At 69.7% G+C, this 20683-nt stretch carries 20 protein-coding genes and 2 tRNA genes; 17 read left to right on the top strand and 5 right to left on the bottom strand.

The window, feature by feature from the left end:
* The first annotated feature begins 38 nt into the window (after positions 1-38).
* A tRNA-Arg gene (locus Q0937_RS14310) sits at positions 39-111 on the top strand.
* A 31-nt stretch (positions 112-142) separates the two neighbouring features.
* Positions 143-430 carry a hypothetical protein gene (locus Q0937_RS14305; protein WP_299304896.1) on the top strand — a complete coding sequence of 96 codons (288 nt, stop codon included), beginning with the start codon at positions 143-145 and terminating at the stop codon, positions 428-430.
* Between the two features lie 38 nt (positions 431-468).
* Here the strand turns inward: Q0937_RS14305 and Q0937_RS14300 are convergent, their stop codons facing one another.
* Positions 469-996: a thioesterase family protein gene (locus Q0937_RS14300; RefSeq protein ID WP_299304893.1), complete on the bottom strand. Its 528-nt coding sequence runs from the start codon at positions 994-996 to the stop codon at positions 469-471.
* A 127-nt stretch (positions 997-1123) separates the two neighbouring features.
* Between Q0937_RS14300 and orn the strand changes: the two genes are divergently transcribed.
* Complete coding sequence (orn, locus tag Q0937_RS14295) at positions 1124-3025, top strand: oligoribonuclease (RefSeq protein WP_299304891.1); 1902 nt, start codon at positions 1124-1126, stop codon at positions 3023-3025.
* A gap of 85 nt (positions 3026-3110) precedes the next feature.
* On the opposite strand, the gene Q0937_RS14290 is transcribed toward orn, so the two are convergent.
* Positions 3111-3461, bottom strand: a complete 351-nt coding sequence (locus Q0937_RS14290) for a thiamine-binding protein (RefSeq protein ID WP_299304889.1) — start codon at positions 3459-3461, stop codon at positions 3111-3113.
* Positions 3462-3641: 180 nt separating this feature from the next.
* Between Q0937_RS14290 and Q0937_RS14285 the strand changes: the two genes are divergently transcribed.
* Positions 3642-4625: a diaminopimelate dehydrogenase gene (locus tag Q0937_RS14285; protein ID WP_299304886.1), complete on the top strand. Its 984-nt coding sequence runs from the start codon at positions 3642-3644 to the stop codon at positions 4623-4625.
* A 147-nt stretch (positions 4626-4772) separates the two neighbouring features.
* Positions 4773-4845 (top strand) — tRNA-His (locus Q0937_RS14280).
* A gap of 180 nt (positions 4846-5025) precedes the next feature.
* On the opposite strand, the gene Q0937_RS14275 is transcribed toward Q0937_RS14280, so the two are convergent.
* Positions 5026-6033: a hypothetical protein gene (locus Q0937_RS14275; protein ID WP_299304883.1), complete on the bottom strand. Its 1008-nt coding sequence runs from the start codon at positions 6031-6033 to the stop codon at positions 5026-5028.
* Positions 6034-6186: 153 nt separating this feature from the next.
* Here Q0937_RS14275 and Q0937_RS14270 point away from each other — a divergent pair, with 153 nt between their 5' ends.
* The gene (locus Q0937_RS14270; RefSeq protein WP_299304881.1) at positions 6187-8709 is read left to right on the top strand and encodes an FAD-dependent oxidoreductase; all 2523 of its coding nucleotides are present in this window, start codon (positions 6187-6189) and stop codon (positions 8707-8709) included.
* A gap of 28 nt (positions 8710-8737) precedes the next feature.
* On the opposite strand, the gene Q0937_RS14265 is transcribed toward Q0937_RS14270, so the two are convergent.
* A complete protein-coding gene (locus Q0937_RS14265; protein WP_299304879.1) occupies positions 8738-9568 on the bottom strand; it encodes an IclR family transcriptional regulator in 831 nt (276 codons plus the stop codon).
* A 94-nt stretch (positions 9569-9662) separates the two neighbouring features.
* Here Q0937_RS14265 and Q0937_RS14260 point away from each other — a divergent pair, with 94 nt between their 5' ends.
* The 6 genes from Q0937_RS14260 to Q0937_RS14235 all read left to right on the top strand — a co-directional run bounded on the left by Q0937_RS14260 (position 9663) and on the right by Q0937_RS14235 (position 15291).
* Entirely contained in the window at positions 9663-10892 is a 1230-nt protein-coding gene (locus Q0937_RS14260) for a glycine cleavage T C-terminal barrel domain-containing protein (RefSeq protein ID WP_299304877.1), read from the top strand.
* Positions 10861-11706, top strand: a complete 846-nt coding sequence (locus tag Q0937_RS14255) for a methylenetetrahydrofolate reductase (RefSeq protein ID WP_299304874.1) — start codon at positions 10861-10863, stop codon at positions 11704-11706. Before Q0937_RS14260 ends, Q0937_RS14255 begins: the two co-directional genes overlap by 32 nt.
* A gap of 299 nt (positions 11707-12005) precedes the next feature.
* Positions 12006-12629, top strand: coding sequence for a GTP pyrophosphokinase family protein (locus Q0937_RS14250; protein WP_299305101.1), 624 nt, complete (start codon positions 12006-12008; stop codon positions 12627-12629).
* A gap of 49 nt (positions 12630-12678) precedes the next feature.
* The gene (locus tag Q0937_RS14245; protein ID WP_299304873.1) at positions 12679-13470 is read left to right on the top strand and encodes an NAD(P)-dependent oxidoreductase; all 792 of its coding nucleotides are present in this window, start codon (positions 12679-12681) and stop codon (positions 13468-13470) included.
* Positions 13467-14102, top strand: a complete 636-nt coding sequence (locus Q0937_RS14240; protein WP_299304871.1) for a Pr6Pr family membrane protein — start codon at positions 13467-13469, stop codon at positions 14100-14102. Before Q0937_RS14245 ends, Q0937_RS14240 begins: the two co-directional genes overlap by 4 nt.
* A 4-nt stretch (positions 14103-14106) precedes the next feature.
* Positions 14107-15291, top strand: coding sequence for a cytochrome P450 (locus tag Q0937_RS14235; RefSeq protein WP_299304869.1), 1185 nt, complete (start codon positions 14107-14109; stop codon positions 15289-15291).
* A gap of 149 nt (positions 15292-15440) precedes the next feature.
* Here Q0937_RS14235 and Q0937_RS14230 read toward each other — a convergent pair whose 3' ends face one another.
* Positions 15441-16283, bottom strand: a complete 843-nt coding sequence (locus Q0937_RS14230; protein ID WP_299304868.1) for a maleylpyruvate isomerase family mycothiol-dependent enzyme — start codon at positions 16281-16283, stop codon at positions 15441-15443.
* Positions 16284-16420: 137 nt separating this feature from the next.
* Between Q0937_RS14230 and Q0937_RS14225 the strand changes: the two genes are divergently transcribed.
* The 5 genes from Q0937_RS14225 (at position 16421) to Q0937_RS14205 (ending at position 20617) form a co-directional block, all read left to right on the top strand.
* A complete protein-coding gene (locus Q0937_RS14225) occupies positions 16421-16636 on the top strand; it encodes a heavy-metal-associated domain-containing protein (RefSeq protein WP_299304866.1) in 216 nt (71 codons plus the stop codon).
* Positions 16636-16773 carry a hypothetical protein gene (locus Q0937_RS14220; RefSeq protein ID WP_299304864.1) on the top strand — a complete coding sequence of 46 codons (138 nt, stop codon included), beginning with the start codon at positions 16636-16638 and terminating at the stop codon, positions 16771-16773. Before Q0937_RS14225 ends, Q0937_RS14220 begins: the two co-directional genes overlap by 1 nt.
* Positions 16774-16858: 85 nt before the next feature.
* On the top strand, positions 16859-19189 hold the full coding sequence (locus Q0937_RS14215; protein ID WP_299304862.1) for a cation-translocating P-type ATPase: 2331 nt from the start codon (positions 16859-16861) through the stop codon (positions 19187-19189).
* A gap of 71 nt (positions 19190-19260) precedes the next feature.
* Positions 19261-19599, top strand: coding sequence for a metal-sensitive transcriptional regulator (locus Q0937_RS14210; RefSeq protein ID WP_299304860.1), 339 nt, complete (start codon positions 19261-19263; stop codon positions 19597-19599).
* A gap of 226 nt (positions 19600-19825) precedes the next feature.
* Positions 19826-20617 (top strand): TetR/AcrR family transcriptional regulator, encoded by a 792-nt coding sequence (locus tag Q0937_RS14205; RefSeq protein WP_299304858.1) that lies wholly within the window; start codon positions 19826-19828, stop codon positions 20615-20617.
* The last annotated feature ends 66 nt before the right edge of the window (positions 20618-20683 follow it).

Genomic DNA, 20683 nt, shown 5'->3' with positions numbered 1-20683 from the left:
TCTCCGGGTGCTCGACGCCGATTCGCGCGAGCTCCCAAGCCTCCATAGCTCAATGGATAGAGCAACGGCCTTCTAATCCGTAGGTTGCAGGTTCGAGTCCTGCTGGGGGCACTGTCATCCGTCACCGTCCGAGGAGCGTCCGATGATCCTGAAGGTTCTCACGTTCGGGACGATCGCGCTGCTGGTCCTGCTGCGTCTGGCGCGCACCCGGTTCGGGTCACGTCTGCTCGGCGTCCCGCAGCGGGTGCTGGAGATCGTGTTCCTGGTCGCGCTGCTGCTCGCCGGAGTGCTCGCGGTGGTGTTCGAGCAGTGGATCCTGGTGATCGTGGTCGTGATCCTGCTCGTGATCACGGGGGTCGAGGAGCTGAAGCGACGTTCGGCGAAGAGTGCGGGCCCCTCGGGTCAGCGGACCGGGCGAGCCCGACCCTGACGTCGGTCTACCGACAGGAGAATTCCCGCTGGTTCTCCTCAGAGCTCGCGGCCGTGCCGCGAGGACCCCTCGTTCCAGTCCGCGATCCACTCGGGCAGCTGCAGGCTCTCCGGCAGCGGCTGCACCAGCGCGAGCACCTCGTCCATCGGCACCGAGCCGCCGGTCTTCCTCAGGAAGCGGGCGCGCACGATCGCATCGGCCACCACCTTCCCGTCGCGGCGGAACACCTGCTCCATGTAGATCCAGCGGTCATCGTGCCCTATCACGCCGGAGGCGAGGTCGAACTGCTCCCATAGCTGCAGGGACCTGCGATAGGTGATGGACTGCCCGGCCACCACCGGGTACCAGCCCTGATCGGTGATGCGCTGCCAGAACCTCGAGCGGACCATGAGATCCATGCGCCCCAGATCCATGAGCGTGAGATAACGGCCGTTGTTCATATGCCGCTGCACGTCGAGGTCGGAGGGATTCACGCGGAATCTCACGTGGGAGGTGTCCCAGATGCTCAGGCGGCTGCGGAAGCGCACGCGGGCCGTGAACAGCAGGAGACGGAAGTACAGATTCACAGCGGGGTCCTCCGGAGGCTCGCATCGACTCGCCGATGAGTACAGGTGACCACAGAGTAACTGTCTGCTGCTCGGCCCGCCGTCGGCCCATCGTGCTCGGCGGGCGTGCCCGCGCTACTGTGGCCCGGTGACCTCAAGCTCCACTCGTGCCATCAATGACCGCATCATCTGGGTCGACTGCGAGATGACCGGCCTCGACAAGCAGCGCGATGCGCTGGTCGAGATCGCCGTCCTCGTGACCGACGCCGATCTGAACATCCTCGGGGACGGTGTCGACGTCGTCATCAGGCCCCCGGCCGAGTCGCTGCAGGGCATGGATCCCTTCGTGGTGAACATGCACACCGTCTCCGGCCTGCTCGAAGAGCTCGATGGCGGGATGACCCTGGAAGAGGCGCAGGCGCAGTGCCTGGAGTATGTGCGCCAATACTGCCCCGAGCCCGGCAAGGCACCGCTGGCCGGCAACAGCGTCGGCACCGACCGCGTGTTCCTCGACCGTGACGTGCCCGAGTTCGCCGAGTGGCTCTCCTACCGCACGATCGACGTCTCCAGCCTCAAGGAGCTCGCCAAGCGCTGGTTCCCCCGCGTCTACTACAACATCCCCGCCAAGCACGGCGGCCACCGCGCGCTCGCCGACATCCGCGAGTCGATCCAGGAGCTGAAGTACTACCGAGAGGTGCTGCTGATCGATGAGCCCGGGCCCACCACCGCCCAGGCCCAGGAGGCGGCGCGCACCTTCGAGCTGCGGGAGGAGAGCGACGCCGCCCCTGCCCTTGCCGCACCTGCCCCGCGCGTTCCCTGGCTGGACCGCGCCTCCCACCGCAGCTGGCTCGAGGGCGAGAGCGATGAGCTGCTCGTGTTCGGCTCGGAGTCGGTGCGGGAGGACGGCGGCTTCGCCTGGCTCGACGAGCATGGAGCCCCGGATCTCTCGCGTCCCTCGGAGCTGTGGCTCACCTGCCGGATGACGCACAGCTTCGCGCTCGGTCACCTGCTGGGACGCCCGGACTTCGGCCGTTTCGCCGATCATGGTCTGGCCTCCCTGCGCGGGGTGTTCCACGACGACGAGCACGGCGGCTGGTTCAGCTCCGTCGCCGGCGGCACGCCGGTGGACGACACGAAGCAGGCCTATGCCCACGCCTTCGTGGTGCTCGCCGCCTCCTCGGCCCTCGCCGCCGGACGCCCCGGAGCGAAGGAGCTGCTGGACGAGGCGCTCACGGTGCTCGATGAGAAGTTCTTCGACGACGCCGCGGGCATGAGCGTTGACACCTTCGACCGCGCCTTCGCCGACTGCGAGGACTACCGCGGGATCAACGCGAACATGCACACCGTCGAGGCGCTGCTGGCCGCGGCCGACGTCACCGGGCAGCGCCGCTGGCTGGACCGCGCCGTCGGCATCGCCACCCGCGCGATCGACGAGTTCGCACGACTGAACGACTGGGCGCTGCCCGAGCACTTCGATATCGACTGGAACCCGCTGCTGGACTACAACCAGGACCAGCCCGCACATCCCTTCCGCCCCTACGGCGCGACGATCGGCCACTGGATCGAATGGTCACGCCTGGTGCTCCACGCCCGCGCCGCACTGATCGCGGCCGACGGCGAGGCGCCGGAGTGGATGCTCGAGGCCGCCACCGCGCTGATGGAGAAGTCCGCTGCAGCCTTCGGCGCCGACGGAGCGCCGGGCTGGGTGTACACCGTGGACTGGGACGGCTCCCCCGTCTCCGGCGAACGCATGCACTGGGTCGCCGCCGAGGCCATCGGCGCCGCCGCGGTGATGTACCAGGTCACAGGGGACCGCGTATGGGCCGAACGCTACGAGCAGTGGTGGGAGTACATCTCCACCTACCTGCTCGACGCCGAGAACGGCTCCTGGTTCCACGAGCTGGATGCCGACAACGAGCCGCAGGGGAAGACCTGGCCGGGCAAGCCGGACATCTACCACGCCCTCCAGGCCACGCTCATCCCGCGCCTGCCGGTGACACCCACGCTCGCCGCCGCGCTGCGCGACGGGAAGCTCGACCAGGACCTCTGAGCACGCAGGCTCGGCGGCCCGGCGGTTCAGCAGTTCGGCGGCTCGGCGGGCTCAGCGGCTCGGCGGCTCGGCGGGCTCAGCGGGCTCAGCGGCTATCGAGCCGGTCCACCGCGGATTCCATCCGCTGAACCTTGCCGTCGAGCTCCCCGGTGCGGCCAGGCCGGATGTCCGCCTTCAGCACGAGGGAGACGCGGGATCCGTAGCGTCCGGCTTCGGCCGTCGCACGGCCGACCACCTCCATCACCTCGTCCCACTCCCCCTCGACCTCGGTGAACATCGACGAGGTGCGAGTGGGCAGGCCGGACTCGCGCACGACGCGCACCGCGGCGGCGACCGCGTCGTGCACGCTCGCACTATCCGACCCCTCCGCGAGGTCTCGTGAGAGGGAGGGATCCGAGGGTTCACCGGTGGGCTGGACAGAGAAGGCGACGATCATGGCGCCAGTCTCTCGCCGCGTCTCAGATCCTGCAATGCACAGGTGGCGCGGCCTACGACGCGATCCGCAGGGCAGCTCCGCCGGGCCAGCCGATGCGCACGGCCGGATGAGGGCCTTCAGTAGGATCGACCCCGGACGACCCGACACCGGGCCACCCCATCATCGAACAGAGCGAGGACCATGACTGCGATCCGGATCGGCATCGTCGGCTACGGCAACCTGGGACGTGGCGTGGAGATCGCCATCTCCCTCCAGGAGGACATGGAGCTGGTGGGCGTGTTCACGCGCCGCGAGCCCACCACCGTGAGCACCGTGCACGAGCAGACCCCCGTGCATCCGATGGACGCGCTCGAGGCGATGCAGGACGAGATCGATGTGCTCGTGCTGTGCGGAGGCTCGAAGACCGACCTCCCCGAACAGACCCCGCTGCTCGCCGAGCGGTTCACCGTCGTGGACAGCTTCGACACGCATGCGCGGATCCCCGAGCACTTCGCGAACGTCGACGCGATCGCCCGTCGGGCCGGCACCACGGCGATCATCTCCACCGGATGGGACCCGGGCCTGTTCTCGATCAACCGCGTGTACGGCGAGGCCATCCTCCCCGCCGGCTCCACCTACACCTTCTGGGGCCGCGGACTGTCCCAGGGCCACTCCGATGCACTGCGCCGCATCGACGGTGTCGCCGGCGCCGTCCAGTACACGATCCCCTCCCAGGACGCGATCGAAAGCGTCCGCGCCGGGGAGCGGCCCGAGCTGAGCAGCCGCGAGAAGCACACCCGTGAATGCTTCGTGGTGCTCGAGGAGGGGGCCGACGCCGAGGCGGTGCGCCACGAGATCGTGACGATGCCGCACTACTTCGAGCCCTTCGAGACGACGGTGACCTTCCTGAGCGCCGACGAGCTGGCCCGAGATCACAGCAGCATGCCCCATGGCGGTTTCGTGATCCGTTCCGCGGAGTCCTCCCCCGGCACCACGCAGACGATCGAGTACCACCTGCAGGAGGACTCGAACCCTGAGTTCACCGCGAGCGTGGTGGTCGCCTACGCCCGGGCCGCAGCACGGCTCGCCGCCGCCGGTGAGCCCGGCGCGAAGACCCCCTTCGACATCGCTCCCAGACTCCTCTCCCCGAAGTCCGCCGAGCAGCTGCGCGCAGAGCTGCTCTGAGCACTCGCGCCCGCGAGCTCGCCGACCGCTGGCGAGCCGCGGGCGCACGATGCAATGTGTCTCACACCGCCTGAGGCCCATTCTGGCTGGGATGGACCCCAGCGAACCGGTATATTGATCTCTCGTTGCGGGTTCCACCCGCACATGGTGGTCGTAGCTCAGTTGGTAGAGCTCCTGGTTGTGGTCCAGGCGGTCGCGGGTTCAAATCCCGTCGATCACCCCGTTGTCCTGAGTCGCGTCATCGTTCACGAACGGTGACGCGACTCAGGCTTTTTTGCGTGGTTCTGTTTTCGGTGGGGTGTGGGTGGGCTGCTGGGCTTCGCGGGCGTTCGGTGGAGCCGGCGCTGGCAGTCCGTGCCGTGGGCATCGAGTCTGTCGGTGCGGACCCTGCCGGCCCGCCTCAGCCGCGCCCGCCGAAGAGCCGCTTCAGGCTTCCCAGCAGACCGACCGGGGGCTCGACCACCGTCGGCTCGGGAGCCGACGGGTCATCGTCCAGGACCAGCAGTGCGGTGCGGGGGATGTTCAGCAGCTCGAGCAGCCGGGCGATCGGATCGCGATCCACGGTCTGCGCGCTGCACAGCTCGCGCAGCCGGCGCCGCCCCGCCACCGGGCCGAAGGCCGCACCCAGCGCATCGCAGGCCGCGGCACGCTCTGCGGAGTCGTCGATCTGCTCCACCCAGCCGGTGTTCCACTGGATGAGCTCCATGAGGTCCTCACGGTCGTGGAGTACGACGCCGGAGCCGCTGCCGCGCCACAGCGAGAGCACCGGGCGGTCCTTCCCCGACGTGCTGTCGAGATCGAAGGGGTCGGGGCCGAGCTCCGGGCTGTCGGGGGAATGCACCGAGAACCAGTCCGCGCCGAGCTCCGTCAGCACCCAGCCTCCGCCATCGTGAGCGAAATCCTCGGCGAGGCTTCGGCGCCGCGAGGCATCACCGCGATCCAGCAGGATCTCCCGGTAGGTGTCGTTCTCCAGCTGGGGCAGCCCGCCCACCGCCCCGCTGAGCGCCTCGGCGACCTGGGCGAGGACGAGATGCTCCTCCGTCGTCGTCTCCCCGAGCAGGTGCTCCTCCAGGGCGCTGCGGAACGAGTCCACAGCTCCAGGCATCCTGAGCGTCTCCGCGATCATGGCGGGCACGTGTGCAGGAATGCTCCGGTCCTGGGCGTCCCAGGCGAACCTCTGCTCCGATCCCCCGGAGCGCACGCGCACCACGCGCGGATCCCCGTCCTCTCCGAGGAGCACCAGATCCCAGGACTCGGGGAGCGCCGCCTCCGCCTCGACCCAGGCTGCGGTCCATCCGCTGGGCGCGGTGGGTCCCACGCTCCACATCCGGGCAGGATCATCGGGAACCGGAAGAGGGGCGAAGGCGGCGAGGATCTCGTCCTGCGGGGCCTGGGCGATGAGCAGCATGAGCTGATCCTATGGTCCCGCTTCCTCCTGGTCGCTGTGGCCCGAGTGAGGTCTCCTCGAACTGCGCCTCCTGGACCTGAGCGGCCCCACCTCTGGGCACAGCCGCACTTCAGGGCTACCGTAAGGGGGCCACAGGCAGATCGGGAGGTCGCCATGGCACAGCTGCCGGAACGTGCAGACATCGTCGTCATCGGAGCCGGGGTGGTGGGCAACGCCGCGGTCGCCCATCTCGGGGACCTCGGCTGGCGCCGCATCGTCCAGATCGACAAGGGCCCCCTGCCCGATCCGGGCGGATCGACAGGTCACGCCTCGAACTTCGTGTTCCCCGTCGACCACTCCAAGGAGATCACCGATCTCACCGTGGACTCACTGCGCCAGTACGGCGAGCTCGGGGTGCTCACCCGCTGCGGCGGCATCGAGGCGGCGCGCAGCGCCGAGCGCATGCAGGAGCTCACCCGGCGCATGACCTCGGCCCGGTCCTGGGGCGTCGAGGCCCACCTGCTCTCCCCCGCCGAGATCCAGGGTCTCGTGCCGCACTGCGACTCGAGCCTGCTGATCGGCGGCTTCTACACCCCCACCGGCGCGATCGTCGATCCGCTGCGCGCCGGGGAGCTCTTCCGCGAGCGTGCCGAGGCCACCGGAGCTCTCACCACCATCGCCGAGACCGAGGTGACCGGGATCGACGTCGCCTTCGGGCGGGTGCGCCGCGTGCTCACCGACCGCGGTGAGATCGAGACCGAGCTCGTGCTCATCGCCTGCGGGGTGTGGAGCCCGCAGGTCGCGGCGCTCGCCGGGGCCGCGATCCCGCTCACCCCGGCGGTGCACCAGATGCTCGACGTGGGCCCGATCCCTGCGCTGGCCGAGACCGAGGAGTGGGTGAGCTTCCCGCTGCTGCGCGACATGGACAACCTGATGTACGAGCGCCAGCGTGGCGCGGACCTCGAGATCGGCTCCTACGCGCACCGCCCGCTGCTGCACGATCCGAGCGAGATCCCACCGGTCGGGAACCATCCCGGGCAGGCGAGCCCCACCAGCTTCCCCTTCACCGAGGAGGACTTCACCGCCCAGCTGGCCCATGCCCGCGAGCTCTTCCCGAGCCTGCTCACCGATCCGGAGCCGCCGCGGAAGGCGGCGATCAACGGGCTGCTCTCCCTCACCCCCGACGGCGGCGCCCTGGTGGGCGAGACGCCCGAGGTGGCCGGGCTGTGGTCCGCCGCCGCGGTGTGGATCAAGGAGGCCGCGGGGGTGGGGCGCATGGTCGCCGAGCTGCTTACCGAGGGCAGCAGCGAGATCGACGCGCACGGCTCCGACATCGCGCGATTCCATCCCTCCCAGCGCACCCGGGAGCACGTGCGGGCGCGCGCGGCCGAGGGATTCCCCAAGGTGTACGGGATCAGCCATCCGCGCGAGCAGTGGCTCTCGAACCGGCCGTTGCGGACCAGTCCCCTGCACGCCCGCACCGACGCGCTGGGGGCGGAGTTCCACGAGGCCGCCGGCTGGGAGCGGCCCCAGTGGTACACGGCGAACCGGCCGCTGCTCGAGGAGTTCGCGGGCGACGTGGACCGCCGCATCCACGAGTGGGACACCCGTTGGTGGTCGCCGATCATCGAGGCCGAGCACCTCGCGATGCGCAAGCGCGTGGCGCTGGTGGACCTCGCCGCCTTCGCGATCCTCGATGTCTCCGGCCCCGGTGCACTGGAGTTCCTCGAGCAGCTCGCGATGGCACGGATCCACGTGCCCGTCGGCCGGGTCGTGTACACCCCGCTGCTCACCCCGGCCGGCACCTTCCGCAGCGACCTCACGATCGTGCGCCGCGGCGAGGCGGACTTCCGCGTGATCACCGGCGGCGCGGAGGGTGGGCGAGACCTCGCATGGCTGCGAGGCCACCTGCCGGCCGACGGGTCGGTGCAGCTGACTGACTCATCCTCGGCGGTGACCACGATCGGGGTGTGGGGCCCGCGGGCCCGCGACCTCGTCCAGCCTCTCACCACGGAGGATCTCTCCGATGCCGCCTTCGCCTTCGGCACCGGTCGCGAGGCGGTGATCGGCGGGGTGCCGGTGCTGATGCTGCGGATCAGCTACGTGGGAGAGCTGGGCTGGGAGCTGCACGTCGCCGCCGAGCTGGCGACGCGCCTCTGGGACCGGCTGTGGGAGGCCGGTCGCGCGCTGGGCGCGATCGCGGCAGGCATCGGCGTGTACGGCACGACGGGCCGGATCGAGAAGGGCTATCGGTTGATGGGCGCCGAGCTCACCGGGGAGTACAACCCTGTCGAGGCGGATCTCGCTCTGCCCAAGGTCAAGCATGCCGACTTCGTGGGCAAGCCCGCCTATCTCGCCGCTCGCGAGCAGGCCCCGGCGGCGATGCTGTGCACGCTCGCGCTCACCGGTCCCCCGTCGGCCCCGGAGGTCGCGCGATGTCCGACAGGCGGCGAGCCGGTGCTCTCCGCGGACGGCGAGGTCCTCATCGATGCTCGCGGCCGGCGTTCCTTCGTGACCTCCGCCGGGCCCGGCCCGTCGCTCGGTCGCTACCTGCTGCTGGCCTACCTCCCTCTCTCGCAGGCGGTGGAGGGCGCCGCACTGCAGGTCGAGCATCTCGGAGCGCGGCTGCCGGTCGAGGTCCTCACCGTCGGCCGCTCCCCGGCGTTCGACCCGGAGGACGCCAGGATGAAGGGCTGAGACGGAGCTGCGGGCCGCGCGATCCGGCTCAGCCGGTCATCTCGGGTCGATGCCCCAGGCGTCTGGAGATCTCCTTGGCCGCCTGGCGCACCTGCTCTGCGACCTCGGGGAGCCTGCCTCGACCGAGACGGTAGGCCGGCCCTGCCGCGGACAGGGCTGCGATGACGTTCCCCTCCGGCCCGCAGATCGCCGCGGCCACCGCGTTCAGGCCCTCCTCGTACTCCTCCTCGGCGACCGCCCAGCCGCGCACAGCGGCCTCCTGCAGCTGTGCGCGCAGAGCATCTGCCTCGACGATCGTCTGCGCGGTGAAGCGCTCGAGATCGCCGGTGATGACCGCCTCGCTCTGCGCCGGCGGGAGATGCGCCAACAGCACCTTCCCGCTCGAGGTCGCGTGCAGGACGGTCGCGTCCCCCACCCAGTTGTGCAGGGCGACCGTGCGCGTGCCCTGGGCCTGGTACAGGTTCACCGCCGCACCGGAGCGGTAGACGGCGAGGTTCACCGTCTCCCCGAGCTGCTCGGCGAGCGCATCGCAGACCGGACCGCCCACAGCGGTGAGATCCTGCCGGGAACGGGTGGCGGCAGCGAGCCGGAGGATGCCGACTCCGAGCTGCACCGCCCCTCCCTCGACCTGCCGCTCGACGAGGTCATGAGCCTCGAGAGCGGCGACCAAGCGGGAGACCGTGGACTGGTGGACACCCAGCTCCTTGGCGATCCGGCCCACCCCGGAGCGCCCGTCCCGGGCGAGGATCTCCATCACCTGCACCGCCCGGTCCACGGACTGCACGCCGCCGGCCCGGGTCACCGCCCGCGGTGGCCGCTCAGCTCCGTTGCCCGAGCTGCGGCCGGTCGGCATCGTCATCGCGCCCCTCCCTTTCATGCGCTCTCCGCATGCTATTGCGGAGAGCGCATCATCATGTCACAGTGGGCTACGGACCCGATTCCTGGAGGCCACGATGACCGTGAACCCGAATCCCCAGATGCTGCTGTACCCCCGCATCCGCAAGTCCCCGTTCTTCTACGCCTCTCGGCGTCATGGGGTCGCGATGTACAGCGTCTACAACCACACCTACCATCCCCGCCACTACGGCGACCCGGTCGCGGAGTACTGGGCCCTCCTGGAAGGTGTGACCCTCTGGGACGTCGGCGTCGAGCGCCAGATCGAGATCTCCGGCCCCGACGCCTTCGACTTCACGAACCTGCTCATCACCCGCGACCTCTCGAAGTGCGCGGTCGGGCAGTGCAAGTACGTCTTCCTCACCGACCAGCACGGCGGGATCCTCAACGACCCGATCCTGCTGCGCCTGGAGGAGAACCGCTTCTGGCTCTCCCTCGCGGACAGCGACATCCTGCTGTGGGCACGCGGAGTCGCCACCCACGCCGGGATGGATGTCCGGATCGAGGAGATCGACGTCGGCCCGGTGCAGGTGCAGGGCCCGAAGTCCTTCGCCCTGATGCGCGACCTGCTGGGCGACGCCGTCGCAGACCTCCGCTACTACTACCTGCACGACTTCGCGATCGACGGAATCGAGGTGACCGTCTCCCGCACCGGCTACACCGGCGAGATCGGCTACGAGATCTACGTCCACCACGCCTCCCGCGACGCCGAGCGGCTCTGGGAGCTGGTGCTCGAGGCCGGGAAGCCGCACGGCCTGCAGGTCATCGGGCCCTGTCACATCCGTCGCATCGAGGGCGGCATGCTCGCCCACGGCGCCGACATCACCGTGGACACCAACCCCTTCGAGGTCGGCATGGGCTACGACTGGATGGTCGACCTCGACCAGGAGGCGGACTTCATCGGCAAGGAGGCGCTGCGCCGGATCAAGTCCGAGGGCCCGGCCCGGAAGCTCGTGGGCCTCGAGCTCGGCGGGCGGCCGCTCGGCACCTACAACGACGGTTCGATGATCGATGCCTTCCCCGTCCTCCACGATGGGAAGGTGGTGGGGAAGGTGACCTCCGCCTGCTTCTCGCCCCGGCTGGAGAAGAACATCGCCCTCGCGCTCGTGCCCGCTGCACTCTCGGAGATCGGCACCCGATTCTCCGTGGATGCGGCCGAACGGCCCGGCACGCAGCTGCCCTCGGGAGAGGAACCCGTGCAGGCGGTGGTGGTGCCCAAACCGTTCATCGACCCGACGAAGGAGCAGCCGAAGAGTGATGTCACCGCCCTCGATGCGACACCGCGCTGAGGAGCATCACTCGGAACCGGCGGATCACGCTCCGCAGTTCGAAGTGATCCCGGTGCGCGGGATCGTCGACGAGGTCGCCGCGCACCTGCCGTCCGGAGCGCGGGTCACGATCACCGCCTCGCCCGCCCAGGGCCTGCCAGCGACGATCGAGGTGGCGGGCGCGCTCTCGCAGCGCGGGTTCCATGCGATCCCGCACCTGGCCGCTCGCATGATCCGGGGCCCGGGCGAGGCGGAGGAGCTCCTGGGCGGGCTCGCCGCAGCGGGGGTCGCCGAGGTGTTCGTCATCGCGGGCGATGCACCGCGGCCGGCCGGCGACCTCCCCGGTGCCCTCGCGCTGCTCGAGGCCGTCACCGCGGTGGGATCCGGGATGAGGGTGGGCATCGGGGCGCACCCCGAGGGTCACCCCTTCGCGGACGAGGCCGAGGCGATGCGGCTGCTGCGGGCGAAGGCGGAGCATGCCTCCTATGCCGTCACCCAGATGTGCTTCGAGTCCGCGCCGCTGCTGACGTGGACGCGCGAGCTTCGGGCCGCCGGCATCGCCCTGCCCGTGCGGCCCGGGATCGCCGTGCCGGTGAGCACCGCCCGCCTGCTGCGGATCGGCACCCGGATCGGAGTCGGCCGCTCCCTGCGCCTGCTCACCGACGCGGATTCAGGGGTGCGGCACCTGCTCGGTCCCACCCGCTGGCAGCCTGCTCCCCTGCTCGCCGAGCTGGAGGCGGCCGTTGCGGCCGAGCCGGAGCTCGCCCTGCTGGGCCCGCATCTGTACACCTTCAATGCGCTGGCCGCCGCCCAGGACTGCGCGGCCAGCCGCTGACCGGCTCGGCAGTGGTCTTTCCCGTTCGCGCATGCTCTCCCACGTCGTCTCCATCGCAGGTCCACCAGCTCCTCAGCGTGATCTGGCATCCTCAGGCTTCCGATCCGCTTCGGAAGGAACACCGCGATATGGATGACACCGCATCGAGCGGCCTCGACGCCTCCGTCGACGCCGGCATCGCCGACGCCGCCCCCACCTCCACCCTTCCCAGCACTCCCGATGAGGTCGGCGCGCTCGTCACCGCCCGTCACCAGCAGCTCCTGCGCGAGGAGGTCGACCCGGAGGAACTGGCCGCGCGGATGCGCCAGGTTCATGAGGAGCTCACCACGCTGCGGATGCATTACCAGTTCGGTATCGACGAGGTGCAGACGAAGGTGAACATCCTGCGCCAGGAATTCGAGCTGATCCACGAGTACAGCCCCATCGAGCACGTCCGCACCCGGCTGAAGTCGACCGAGAGCCTGGTCGACAAGGCTCTGCGCACAGGCGGGGACATGACCATCGCGGCCATCCGGGAGCGCGTGATGGACATCGCCGGTATCCGGATCACCTGCAGCTTCATCTCCGACGTCTACTGGATCGCGGACATGCTCAGCCAGCAGCCCGATCTCGAGGTGCTCACGATCAAGGACTACATCGCCTCCCCGAAGCCCAACGGCTACCGGTCGCTGCACCTCATCGTGCAGGTTCCCGTCTACCTCTCCGAGCACACCGAGCTGGTGCCGGTCGAGCTGCAGCTGCGGACCATCGCGATGGACTTCTGGGCCAGCACCGAGCACAAGCTCTCCTACAAGTACCGCAAGAACCTCCCCGCCCGCCTCCAGGCGGAGCTGGACGATGCCGCCCGGGTCGCCGCCGACCTCGATGAGCGCATGGAAGGCCTGCGCACCGAGATCCGACCCCGCCCCGCGTCCGCCTCCTGAATCGAGCCCCGGCCCCCTCGAGCAGTGACCGGTGGCACATACTGGGGGCATGACGAATTCACAGCGCACCGCACGGGTGCTTATCACCGGAGCCACCGGGGGCGTCGGCTCCCACCTGGCCACCACCCTGGCGGATCACTACGACCTCGTCCTCCACGGTCGCAGCCAGGACAAGGCCCCGGCAGGAGTCACCCTGAAGCTCGCCGACCTCGACGCGTACGACGAGGTGCTGGGGCTGATGGATGGCATCGACACGGTCGTGCACATGGCCGGTGCCGCCTCCCCCGAATCCAGCTGGGAGGCCGTGCTCGAGGCGAACCTCATCGGGGTGCGCAATGTGCTGGAGGCCGCGCGTGAGGCAGGCGTGCGCCGCGTGGTGCTCGCCTCCTCCAACCATGCGATGGGCATGTACGACCGCCACGAGGAATGGCCCGTCTACCCGCACCAGCTGCCCCGGGGGGATTCCCTCTACGGCGTCTCGAAGATCTTCGGCGAGACGCTCGGCCGGTTCTACCACGACGAGCACGGGCTGGACGTCATCAACCTGCGCATCGGCTGGTTCAGCGAAGACCCCCTCGCCGCGGAGGAGGACATCCTGCGCGCCATGTGGCTCAGCCCCGCAGATTGCACCCAGGTGGTCCGCCGCGCGATCGAGGCCGAGGTGACCTTCGGCCTCTACTACGCGATCTCCGACAACCCCAACCGGCGCTGGTCGCTGACCAATACTCAGCTCGAGCTCGGCTACCGCCCCCAGGACTCCTGGACGAGCCTTCCCGGCGCCGTGGAGCATGTCGTCGAGGGCGGCGCCGAGGTGCGGGACAACTGGCCCCGGGGTTCGTGACCACAGCCGCCCCGGTGGCGCGCCTGCTGATCGCACTGCTGATCCTCGCCGCTCTGCTGGTCAACGCTGTCGGTGCGGCCCTGGACGGTCTCCTCGCGCAGAACCTCTCGTACTTCACCAATCAGTCGAACCTGTTCTTCGTGATGCTGATCCTGTGGCGGGTGGCACGGGGCGGACGCCATCTTCTGTGCTTCGACGATGTGCGCGGGGCGGTCGCGTTCTCTCTGGTGATGACCGGGATCATCTATGCCCTGCTGGTCGCGCCGCTGGACGAGCTGCTGCGCTGGGATATCGGCTGGACAGGGATCGTGCTGCACCGCCTGGCCCCGGTCGCGGCGCTCCTGGACTGGCTGCTGACGGCACGCCGCCGCGCACCGTCCGCTCGCCGCATCCTGTGGTGGCAGCTGTTCCCGGTGGTGTTCCTGACGGGCACCTGGGTGCGCGGCGGGTTGACCGGCTGGTACCCCTACGAGTTCCTGGATCCGTCGACGACCTCCTGGTCGCAGGTGCTGAGCACCACGGCCGTGGTGCTGGTGGCGTTCTTCGCGGTCGCCACCGCGGTGCATCTGCTCGAGGGACGACTGCGAACTGCCAGAGTCCCAGCCCGGGAGGCCGAACTCGCAGTACGGTGATCAGATGAGCGCTCACACCTTCGATCCGACGGGACTCGAACCCCTCACCGCCACCGACGAGCAGCGCTCCGAGGCGCCGCTCGCACGCACCCCCGACGGCACCTGGGTGGTGCTCGGGCATCCGGAGGCCGTCGCTGTCGCCACCGATCACGAGACCTTCTCCTCCGCTGTCTCCCGCTTCCTGCAGGTGCCCAACGGAATCGACGGCGAGGAGCATGCCGCATTCCGGGAGGCGACCGATCCGTTCTTCGCTCCCGAGCGGATGGAGGCCCTGGAGCCGACGGTCCGCACCGTCGCGGCAGAGCTGGTCGAGGAGCTGATGGCGGATGTCGACGTGACCGGTACCGAGATCGATGCCGTCGCGGCGCTCGGCGCGGTGTTCGCGGTGCGCGCCCAGACCACCTGGCTCGGCTGGCCCACCGCGCTGGAGCCCGAGCTGCTGCAATGGATGAGCGACAACCATGAAGCCTCCCGCTCCCGAGAACTCTCCCGCACCACAGAGGTCGCCGAACGCTTCGACACCCTGATCCGCTCCGTCGTGGCACCGCGGAGGGCGCTCGGCGCGGACGCCCCGGAAGACCTGACCACGGAGCTGATGCGGGTGCAGGTGAGGCTGCCGGATCCTGAGATCCCAGGGTCGACGCAGCGCGCGCTGCGCGAGGAGGAGATCGTCTCGATCCTGCGCAACTGGACCGGAGGCGACCTCGGCTCGATCGCCCTGTGCACGGGGGTGCTGCTGACCGCGCTTGCGGACGCTCCCGCGCTCACCGAGCGCCTGCGCCACGGGACCTTCACCGAGGCGGCGGCGATCGTCGACGAACTGCTGCGGATCGATGACCCCTTCGTCTCCAATCGCCGCGTGACCACCTGCCCGGTCTCGCTCGCCGGGCACCAGATCGGGGCGGGTGAGCGGGTGCTGATCCACTGGACCTCCGCGAACCGCGACGAGCGGGTCTTCGCGGAGCCGGACCGCTTCGATGAGCAGGCGCATGGCGCGCAGAACCTGGTCTATGGCATCGGTACGCACATCTGCCCCGGGCGCCCGCTGGCCACGCTCGAGCTCGTCGTCTTGGTGCAGGAGCTGCTCGCAGTGGCCGATGTGCACGCCGCAGAGACGGTGGGAGAGCGCGAGGTCGCTCCGGTGGGCGGCTGGGCGCATGCCCCGGTGGTCCTCACCCCACGCAGCTGACCCCGGCCCGAGGGGACCGCTGCGGTCCGGCACCGCAGCGGTGAAGTGCCGCTGCCGTGGAGGTTCAGTCGTGAGGGCTCGGCCGTGAGGGGTCAGTCGTGGGGGCTCGGTCGTGGAGGCTGTGCCGTGAGGGCTCAATTCGTGAGGGTTCAGTCGTGCCCCTCGGCGATCAGCGCCTCGAGCTGCCTGATGGCCTCGGGGTCCCCGTGGATCTCGACGGCGTCCGGGCCGTCCGCGAGGTGGTCGAGCGCCTGGGCACGCCCCCAGGCCCAGAGGTTCATGCTGATCGCGCTGCCGGAGACGGTGGCCCGCGGAAGGCCCTCGGCGTCAGCGGGCTCCTCGAGCAGCCGTCCGACGGGCGCGTCGAACTCCTGCCCATCCCGTGGTCTCGTGCCGGACCACCGGCTGATGCCCAGCAGCTGGGGTGCGCCACCGTCGGGACGGATCTCGATCGCGGCGACCGGCGTCGTGCTCGCCCAGTCGGGGATCCATTCATGGCCGGCCGGCCACATCACGCGCAGGACATGGTCCAGTCCTGCCGCAGCCACCTCGGGACTGATCGAGGTGACCGGGCGACCGGCGGTGAGCTCGGCATCCACCCGGTGGATGGTCGCCTCGTGGGTCTGCATCCGGCGGGTGACGCCGACGGTCTGCTCCTGGGAGAACCAGAACCAGGCGGCCTCCTCGTCGCTGCGCGCAGTGAGCTGGGCGAGGAGGGACGCCGTCGCGGCCTCGCGGCGGGCACTCAGCACGTCCTGCTCAGCGGGGCGCGGGGCCTTCGCCTCCTCGATCGCCATCACCTCCTCCTCGGCGGTGGCTCGGGAGGCGAGGATCGCCGCCCAGAACTCATGGACCTCGGTGAGATGCCACAGGAGGTCCGCTGCGGTCCAGTCGGGGCAGGTGGGGACCCGCTGTGCGGGATCGGTGGCCGCGAGGACGGTGGCCAGTCGGTCCGCTTCCTGCTGGATGGTGGTCAGGGAGTCGATGCTCATGACCCCATCGAAGCACCGCGGAGTGACGGGCGACACCCCCGCAAGGAGCGATCACCCTTGCCCCCCATACCCCTTGGGGGTATAAATAGAGGGAGCCGATACCCCGCCGGGGTATCCCGAGAGCAAGGAGAACCCTCATGAGCGCAACCACTACCCAGTTCCAGGTGACCGGCATGACCTGCGGCCACTGCGAGATGTCCGTGCGCGAAGAGGTCAGCGAGCTGGCCGGGGTCCAGGGCGTCGAGGTCAGCCACGAAACCGGTCTGCTGAGCGTCTCCTCCGAGCAGCCGGTGGATGAGGCCGCGGTGCTCGCAGCTGTCACCGAGGCCGGCTATTCAGCGGTGCGCGCCTGATGAAGGCCGGCACCACCGTCGCACTGTACGGCCTGCTGCTGGTGGCGCTGTTCTTCGCGTCGTACCTGCTGGCCGGGGTGCTGGTCCCCTCGGAGTGGGTGGACAGCTGGGCGAATTCCGGTGGCTCCGGCCACTGACCAGCTGCTCCCCTCCGTCGAGCTCTGCCACCCCAGTCCCGTCCGTGCGCGATTCCTCTGAGTTGCGAGAGAGAAAAGGCCCATCATGACCACTCCCCCGTCCCCGCTGCAGGTGATCACCACCGATATCGAGCTCGAGATCGGAGGGATGACCTGCGCCTCGTGCGCGAATCGGATCGAGCGGAAGCTGAACAAGCTCGACGGGGTCACCGCTGCGGTCAACTACGCGACGGAGAAGGCGCGGGTCACCGTGCCCGAGGACTATGACCCGCGGGATCTGGTCACGGTGGTCGAGCAGACCGGCTACACCGCCGCTCTCCCCACCCCGCCCGAGGCGGAGCAGGAGACGTCAGGAGCGCACGAGCGTGAGGACCCGGAGCTGACCTCGCTCCGCCACCGCCTGATCGGCTCGGTGCTGCTGTCGGTTCCGGTGATCCTGATCTCGATGATCCCGGCGCTGCAGTTCACCTACTGGCAGTGGGCGGTGCTCACGCTCACCGCTCCCGTGATCGTCTGGGCCGCCTGGCCCTTCCATCGTGCGGCAGCGGTCAACCTGCGCCATGGCGCGGCCACGATGGACACGCTGATCTCGGTGGGCACCATCGCGGCCTTCCTGTGGTCGCTGTACGCCCTGTTCCTCGGCACGGCCGGCATGCCCGGGATGACCCACGAGTTCTCGCTGACCATAGGTCCCTCCGACGGGGCGGCGAACATCTATCTCGAGGTCGCGGCGGGCGTGACCATGTTCATCCTGCTGGGCCGCTACTTCGAGAAGCGCTCGAAGCGACAGGCCGGGGCCGCGCTGCGCGCCCTGCTGGACATGGGCGCGAAGGACGTCGCCGTGATGCGCGACGGCGTCGAGACCCGTCTTCCCGTGGCCGACCTCGCCGTCGGCGACCACTTCGTGGTCCGGCCCGGCGAGAAGATCGCGACCGACGGCGTGGTCACCTCCGGCACCTCGGCAGTGGATGCCTCGATGCTGACCGGCGAGTCGGTCCCGGTCGAGGTCGGGGTGGGTGACGCGGTCACCGGCGCGACCGTCAACGCGGGCGGCCGTCTGCTGGTGCGCGCCACCCGCGTGGGCGGCGACACCCAGCTCGCCCAGATGGCGAAGCTGGTCGAGGAGGCGCAGTCGGGCAAGGCCGAGATCCAGCGCCTCGCGGATCGGATCTCGGGGATCTTCGTGCCGATCGTGATCGCCTTCGCCGTCGTCGTGCTCGGGGCCTGGATCGGTGCCGGCTTCCCGCTCGAGGCGGCGTTCACCGCCGCGGTCGCCGTGCTGATCATCGCCTGCCCCTGCGCGCTCGGCCTCGCCACTCCCACTGCGCTGCTCGTGGGCACCGGCCGCGGCGCTCAGCTGGGCATCCTCATCAAGGGCCCCGAGGTGCTCGAGTCCACCCGGAAGATCGACACCGTGGTGCTCGACAAGACCGGCACCGTCACCACGGGGAAGATGACCCTGGCCGACGTGGTCACGGCCGAGGGCGTGGAACGCAGCGAGCTGCTGCGCCTCGCAGGTGCGGTCGAGGACGCCTCCGAGCATCCGATCGCCCAGGCGATCGCGAAGGGCGTCACCGAGGAGATCGGCGCCCTGCCCACCGTCGAGGAGTTCGAGAACCTCGAAGGTCGAGGTGTGCGCGGCATGGTCGAAGGGCGCTCTGTGCTCGTCGGCCGCACCACGCTGGTCGCCGGGCAGGAGCTTCCCCCGCTGCTCTCCGAGGCGAAGGCCGCAGCAGAATCCCGCGGGCAGACGGCGGTCGTCGTCTTCTGGGAGGACCGAGCGCGTGGCGTGCTGATCGTCTCCGACACCGTCAAGCCCACCAGCGCAGAGGCGATCACGCAGCTCACAGGGCTCGGGCTCACCCCGATCCTGCTCACCGGTGACAACCGGGCCGCCGCCGAGCAGATCGCCACGGAGGTCGGCATCGAGGAGGTGATCGCGGAGGTCCTCCCCCGGGACAAGATCGATGTCGTCAGCCGCCTGCAGGCCGAGGGCAAGGTGGTGGCGATGGTCGGAGACGGCGTGAACGACGCCGCCGCGCTCGCCCAGGCCGATCTGGGCCTGGCCATGGGCACCGGCACCGATGTCGCCATCGAGGCCTCGGACATCACCCTGGTGCGCGGCGACCTGCGCAGCGTGGCCGACGCGATCCGGCTCTCACGCCGTACCCTCGGCACCATCAAGGGAAACCTGTTCTGGGCCTTCGCCTACAACATCGCGGCGATCCCGCTGGCCGCGCTGGGTCTGCTGAACCCGATGCTGGCCGGTGCCGCGATGGCCTTCTCGAGCGTGTTCGTGGTGGGCAACAGCCTGCGGCTGCGTTCGTTCCGCAGCCGGGCGCATGCCGTTGCGCCAGGCGCCTCGGCTTCCGCCTCCTCTGCCCCGGCGGCACGGACTTCCGCCGCGGCGGTCTGAAAACCCACCGTCCGCGATCCATCGCACGCCCGTGCACCCGCCCCGTCCCGCTCACGCCGTTGGAGGAACCCATGACCACCACCGATGCCACGCCCAGCCCCGCACCCGTCCCGGAGGAGCATGAGCACCACCACGGCTACATCTCCGACAAGTCCCGGTACCTCGCCCGGCTCAAGCGTGTCGAGGGCCAGGCTCGCGGCCTGCACCGCATGGTCGATGAGGAGAAGTACTGCATCGACATCCTCACCCAGATCAGCGCCTTGAAGAGCGCGCTGGACGGGGTCGCGATGGGGCTGCTGGACGACCACCTCCAGCACTGCGTGCTCGACGCCGCCCGCACCGGCGGCGACGATGCCGAGGAGAAGCTCAAGGAAGCCTCGGCCGCGATCGCCCGCCTCGTGCGCTCCTGACTCCTGCGCTCCTGCGCTCCTCGACTCTCTCCTCGCCTCACTGGGGCAGTGCTGCCGCGCATGCTCGACCGGAGGACGCGGCGTCCGGACGATGACCGGAAACTCCTGCATGTACTAGAATTCGTAGCGGGTAATGAGCCCGGCCATACGTTCCGCCCCGCCGCACGAACGCCGCGACGGGAGTCGAGTCCGCGCAGGCGGGACGCGGGAATGATCGAGGAGACTGATGACCGAGAAGTCCGCCCCTGACAGTCCGGATGTCACGATCGAGGTCGTGTTGGATTCGGCGCTGATGGAGAGCGTGCCGACCACCGATCCTGCGCCCGCTGCTCCGGGCCTCACGCCGACGCCGGCCGGCCCCGGCACCCCAGGTGCCACGCACGATCATTCTCGGGAAGAGGCCTCGGCGCGCAGCGGACGGCGCGAGGAGATCATCGACGGCGCCGCCGAGATGTTCGCCGAGCACGGGTACCACGGCTCCAGCCTGCGAGACATCTCGAGCCACATCGGCATCTCCCATTCCGGCATGCTGCATCACTTCGGCTCGAAGGATGCTCTGCTCGATGGCGTGATCGACCGGATGGAAGAGCATGCCCAGTCCGCACTGGACCGTATCCATGAGATGGAGGGCGACCGCAGCGCCATGCTGCGCGGTCTCGCCCAGGTATGGCATCCGGCCTCCCTGCCGATCCGGCTGCTGGCCACCCTCGACGCCGAGAGCGTCAGCGAGGAGCACCCCGGCCGCTATCGCCTGGCACGGCTGCGCCGGGTCCACGAGCATATGCTCGAGACCTGCTTCCTCTCGCTCGCCGAGAAGGGACTGCTGCGCGAGGACACCGATCCTGCCTTCGCGGGTCGTGCACTGCTGGCCGTGGTGCTGAATCTCGCGGTGCGTGAGAAGACGGTCCGACCGCTCCAGCACCAGCGCCACGACGACGCCCCGCTCGGGGATCTCGCCAAGCAGGTCGAGGCCTTCCTCCGCACCGAGGAGCCGGAGCCCACCTCCCCTCGCAGCTGAGCTGTCCCGAACCCCGGCGCTGTCCCGAACCCCGGCGCGCGCCGGGATCGTCGGGCGGGGAGGGAC

Origin of the sequence: uncultured Brachybacterium sp., assembly GCF_947500705.1 — a bacterium.
Classification (GTDB): domain Bacteria; phylum Actinomycetota; class Actinomycetes; order Actinomycetales; family Dermabacteraceae; genus Brachybacterium.
This window is presented reverse-complemented; position numbering and strand designations above follow the sequence as displayed.

Excerpts from the sequence above, each read along its gene's own strand:
- Q0937_RS14265 (WP_299304879.1), bottom strand. The coding sequence starts at position 9,568 with ATGACGATGCCGACCGGCCGCAGCTCGGGCAACGGAGCTGAGCGGCCA.
- Q0937_RS14210 (WP_299304860.1), top strand. The coding sequence starts at position 19,261 with ATGACCACCACCGATGCCACGCCCAGCCCCGCACCCGTCCCGGAGGAG.
- Q0937_RS14205 (WP_299304858.1), top strand. The coding sequence starts at position 19,826 with ATGACCGAGAAGTCCGCCCCTGACAGTCCGGATGTCACGATCGAGGTC.
- Q0937_RS14250 (WP_299305101.1), top strand. The coding sequence starts at position 12,006 with ATGCGCCAGGTTCATGAGGAGCTCACCACGCTGCGGATGCATTACCAG.
- Q0937_RS14225 (WP_299304866.1), top strand. The coding sequence starts at position 16,421 with ATGAGCGCAACCACTACCCAGTTCCAGGTGACCGGCATGACCTGCGGC.
- Q0937_RS14245 (WP_299304873.1), top strand. The coding sequence starts at position 12,679 with ATGACGAATTCACAGCGCACCGCACGGGTGCTTATCACCGGAGCCACC.
- Q0937_RS14270 (WP_299304881.1), top strand. The coding sequence starts at position 6,187 with ATGGCACAGCTGCCGGAACGTGCAGACATCGTCGTCATCGGAGCCGGG.
- Q0937_RS14255 (WP_299304874.1), top strand. The coding sequence starts at position 10,861 with ATGTCACCGCCCTCGATGCGACACCGCGCTGAGGAGCATCACTCGGAA.
- Q0937_RS14220 (WP_299304864.1), top strand. The coding sequence starts at position 16,636 with ATGAAGGCCGGCACCACCGTCGCACTGTACGGCCTGCTGCTGGTGGCG.
- Q0937_RS14215 (WP_299304862.1), top strand. The coding sequence starts at position 16,859 with ATGACCACTCCCCCGTCCCCGCTGCAGGTGATCACCACCGATATCGAG.
- Q0937_RS14285 (WP_299304886.1), top strand. The coding sequence starts at position 3,642 with ATGACTGCGATCCGGATCGGCATCGTCGGCTACGGCAACCTGGGACGT.
- Q0937_RS14235 (WP_299304869.1), top strand. The coding sequence starts at position 14,107 with ATGAGCGCTCACACCTTCGATCCGACGGGACTCGAACCCCTCACCGCC.
- Q0937_RS14230 (WP_299304868.1), bottom strand. The coding sequence starts at position 16,283 with ATGAGCATCGACTCCCTGACCACCATCCAGCAGGAAGCGGACCGACTG.
- Q0937_RS14275 (WP_299304883.1), bottom strand. The coding sequence starts at position 6,033 with ATGCTGCTCATCGCCCAGGCCCCGCAGGACGAGATCCTCGCCGCCTTC.
- Q0937_RS14260 (WP_299304877.1), top strand. The coding sequence starts at position 9,663 with ATGACCGTGAACCCGAATCCCCAGATGCTGCTGTACCCCCGCATCCGC.
- Q0937_RS14305 (WP_299304896.1), top strand. The coding sequence starts at position 143 with ATGATCCTGAAGGTTCTCACGTTCGGGACGATCGCGCTGCTGGTCCTG.
- Q0937_RS14290 (WP_299304889.1), bottom strand. The coding sequence starts at position 3,461 with ATGATCGTCGCCTTCTCTGTCCAGCCCACCGGTGAACCCTCGGATCCC.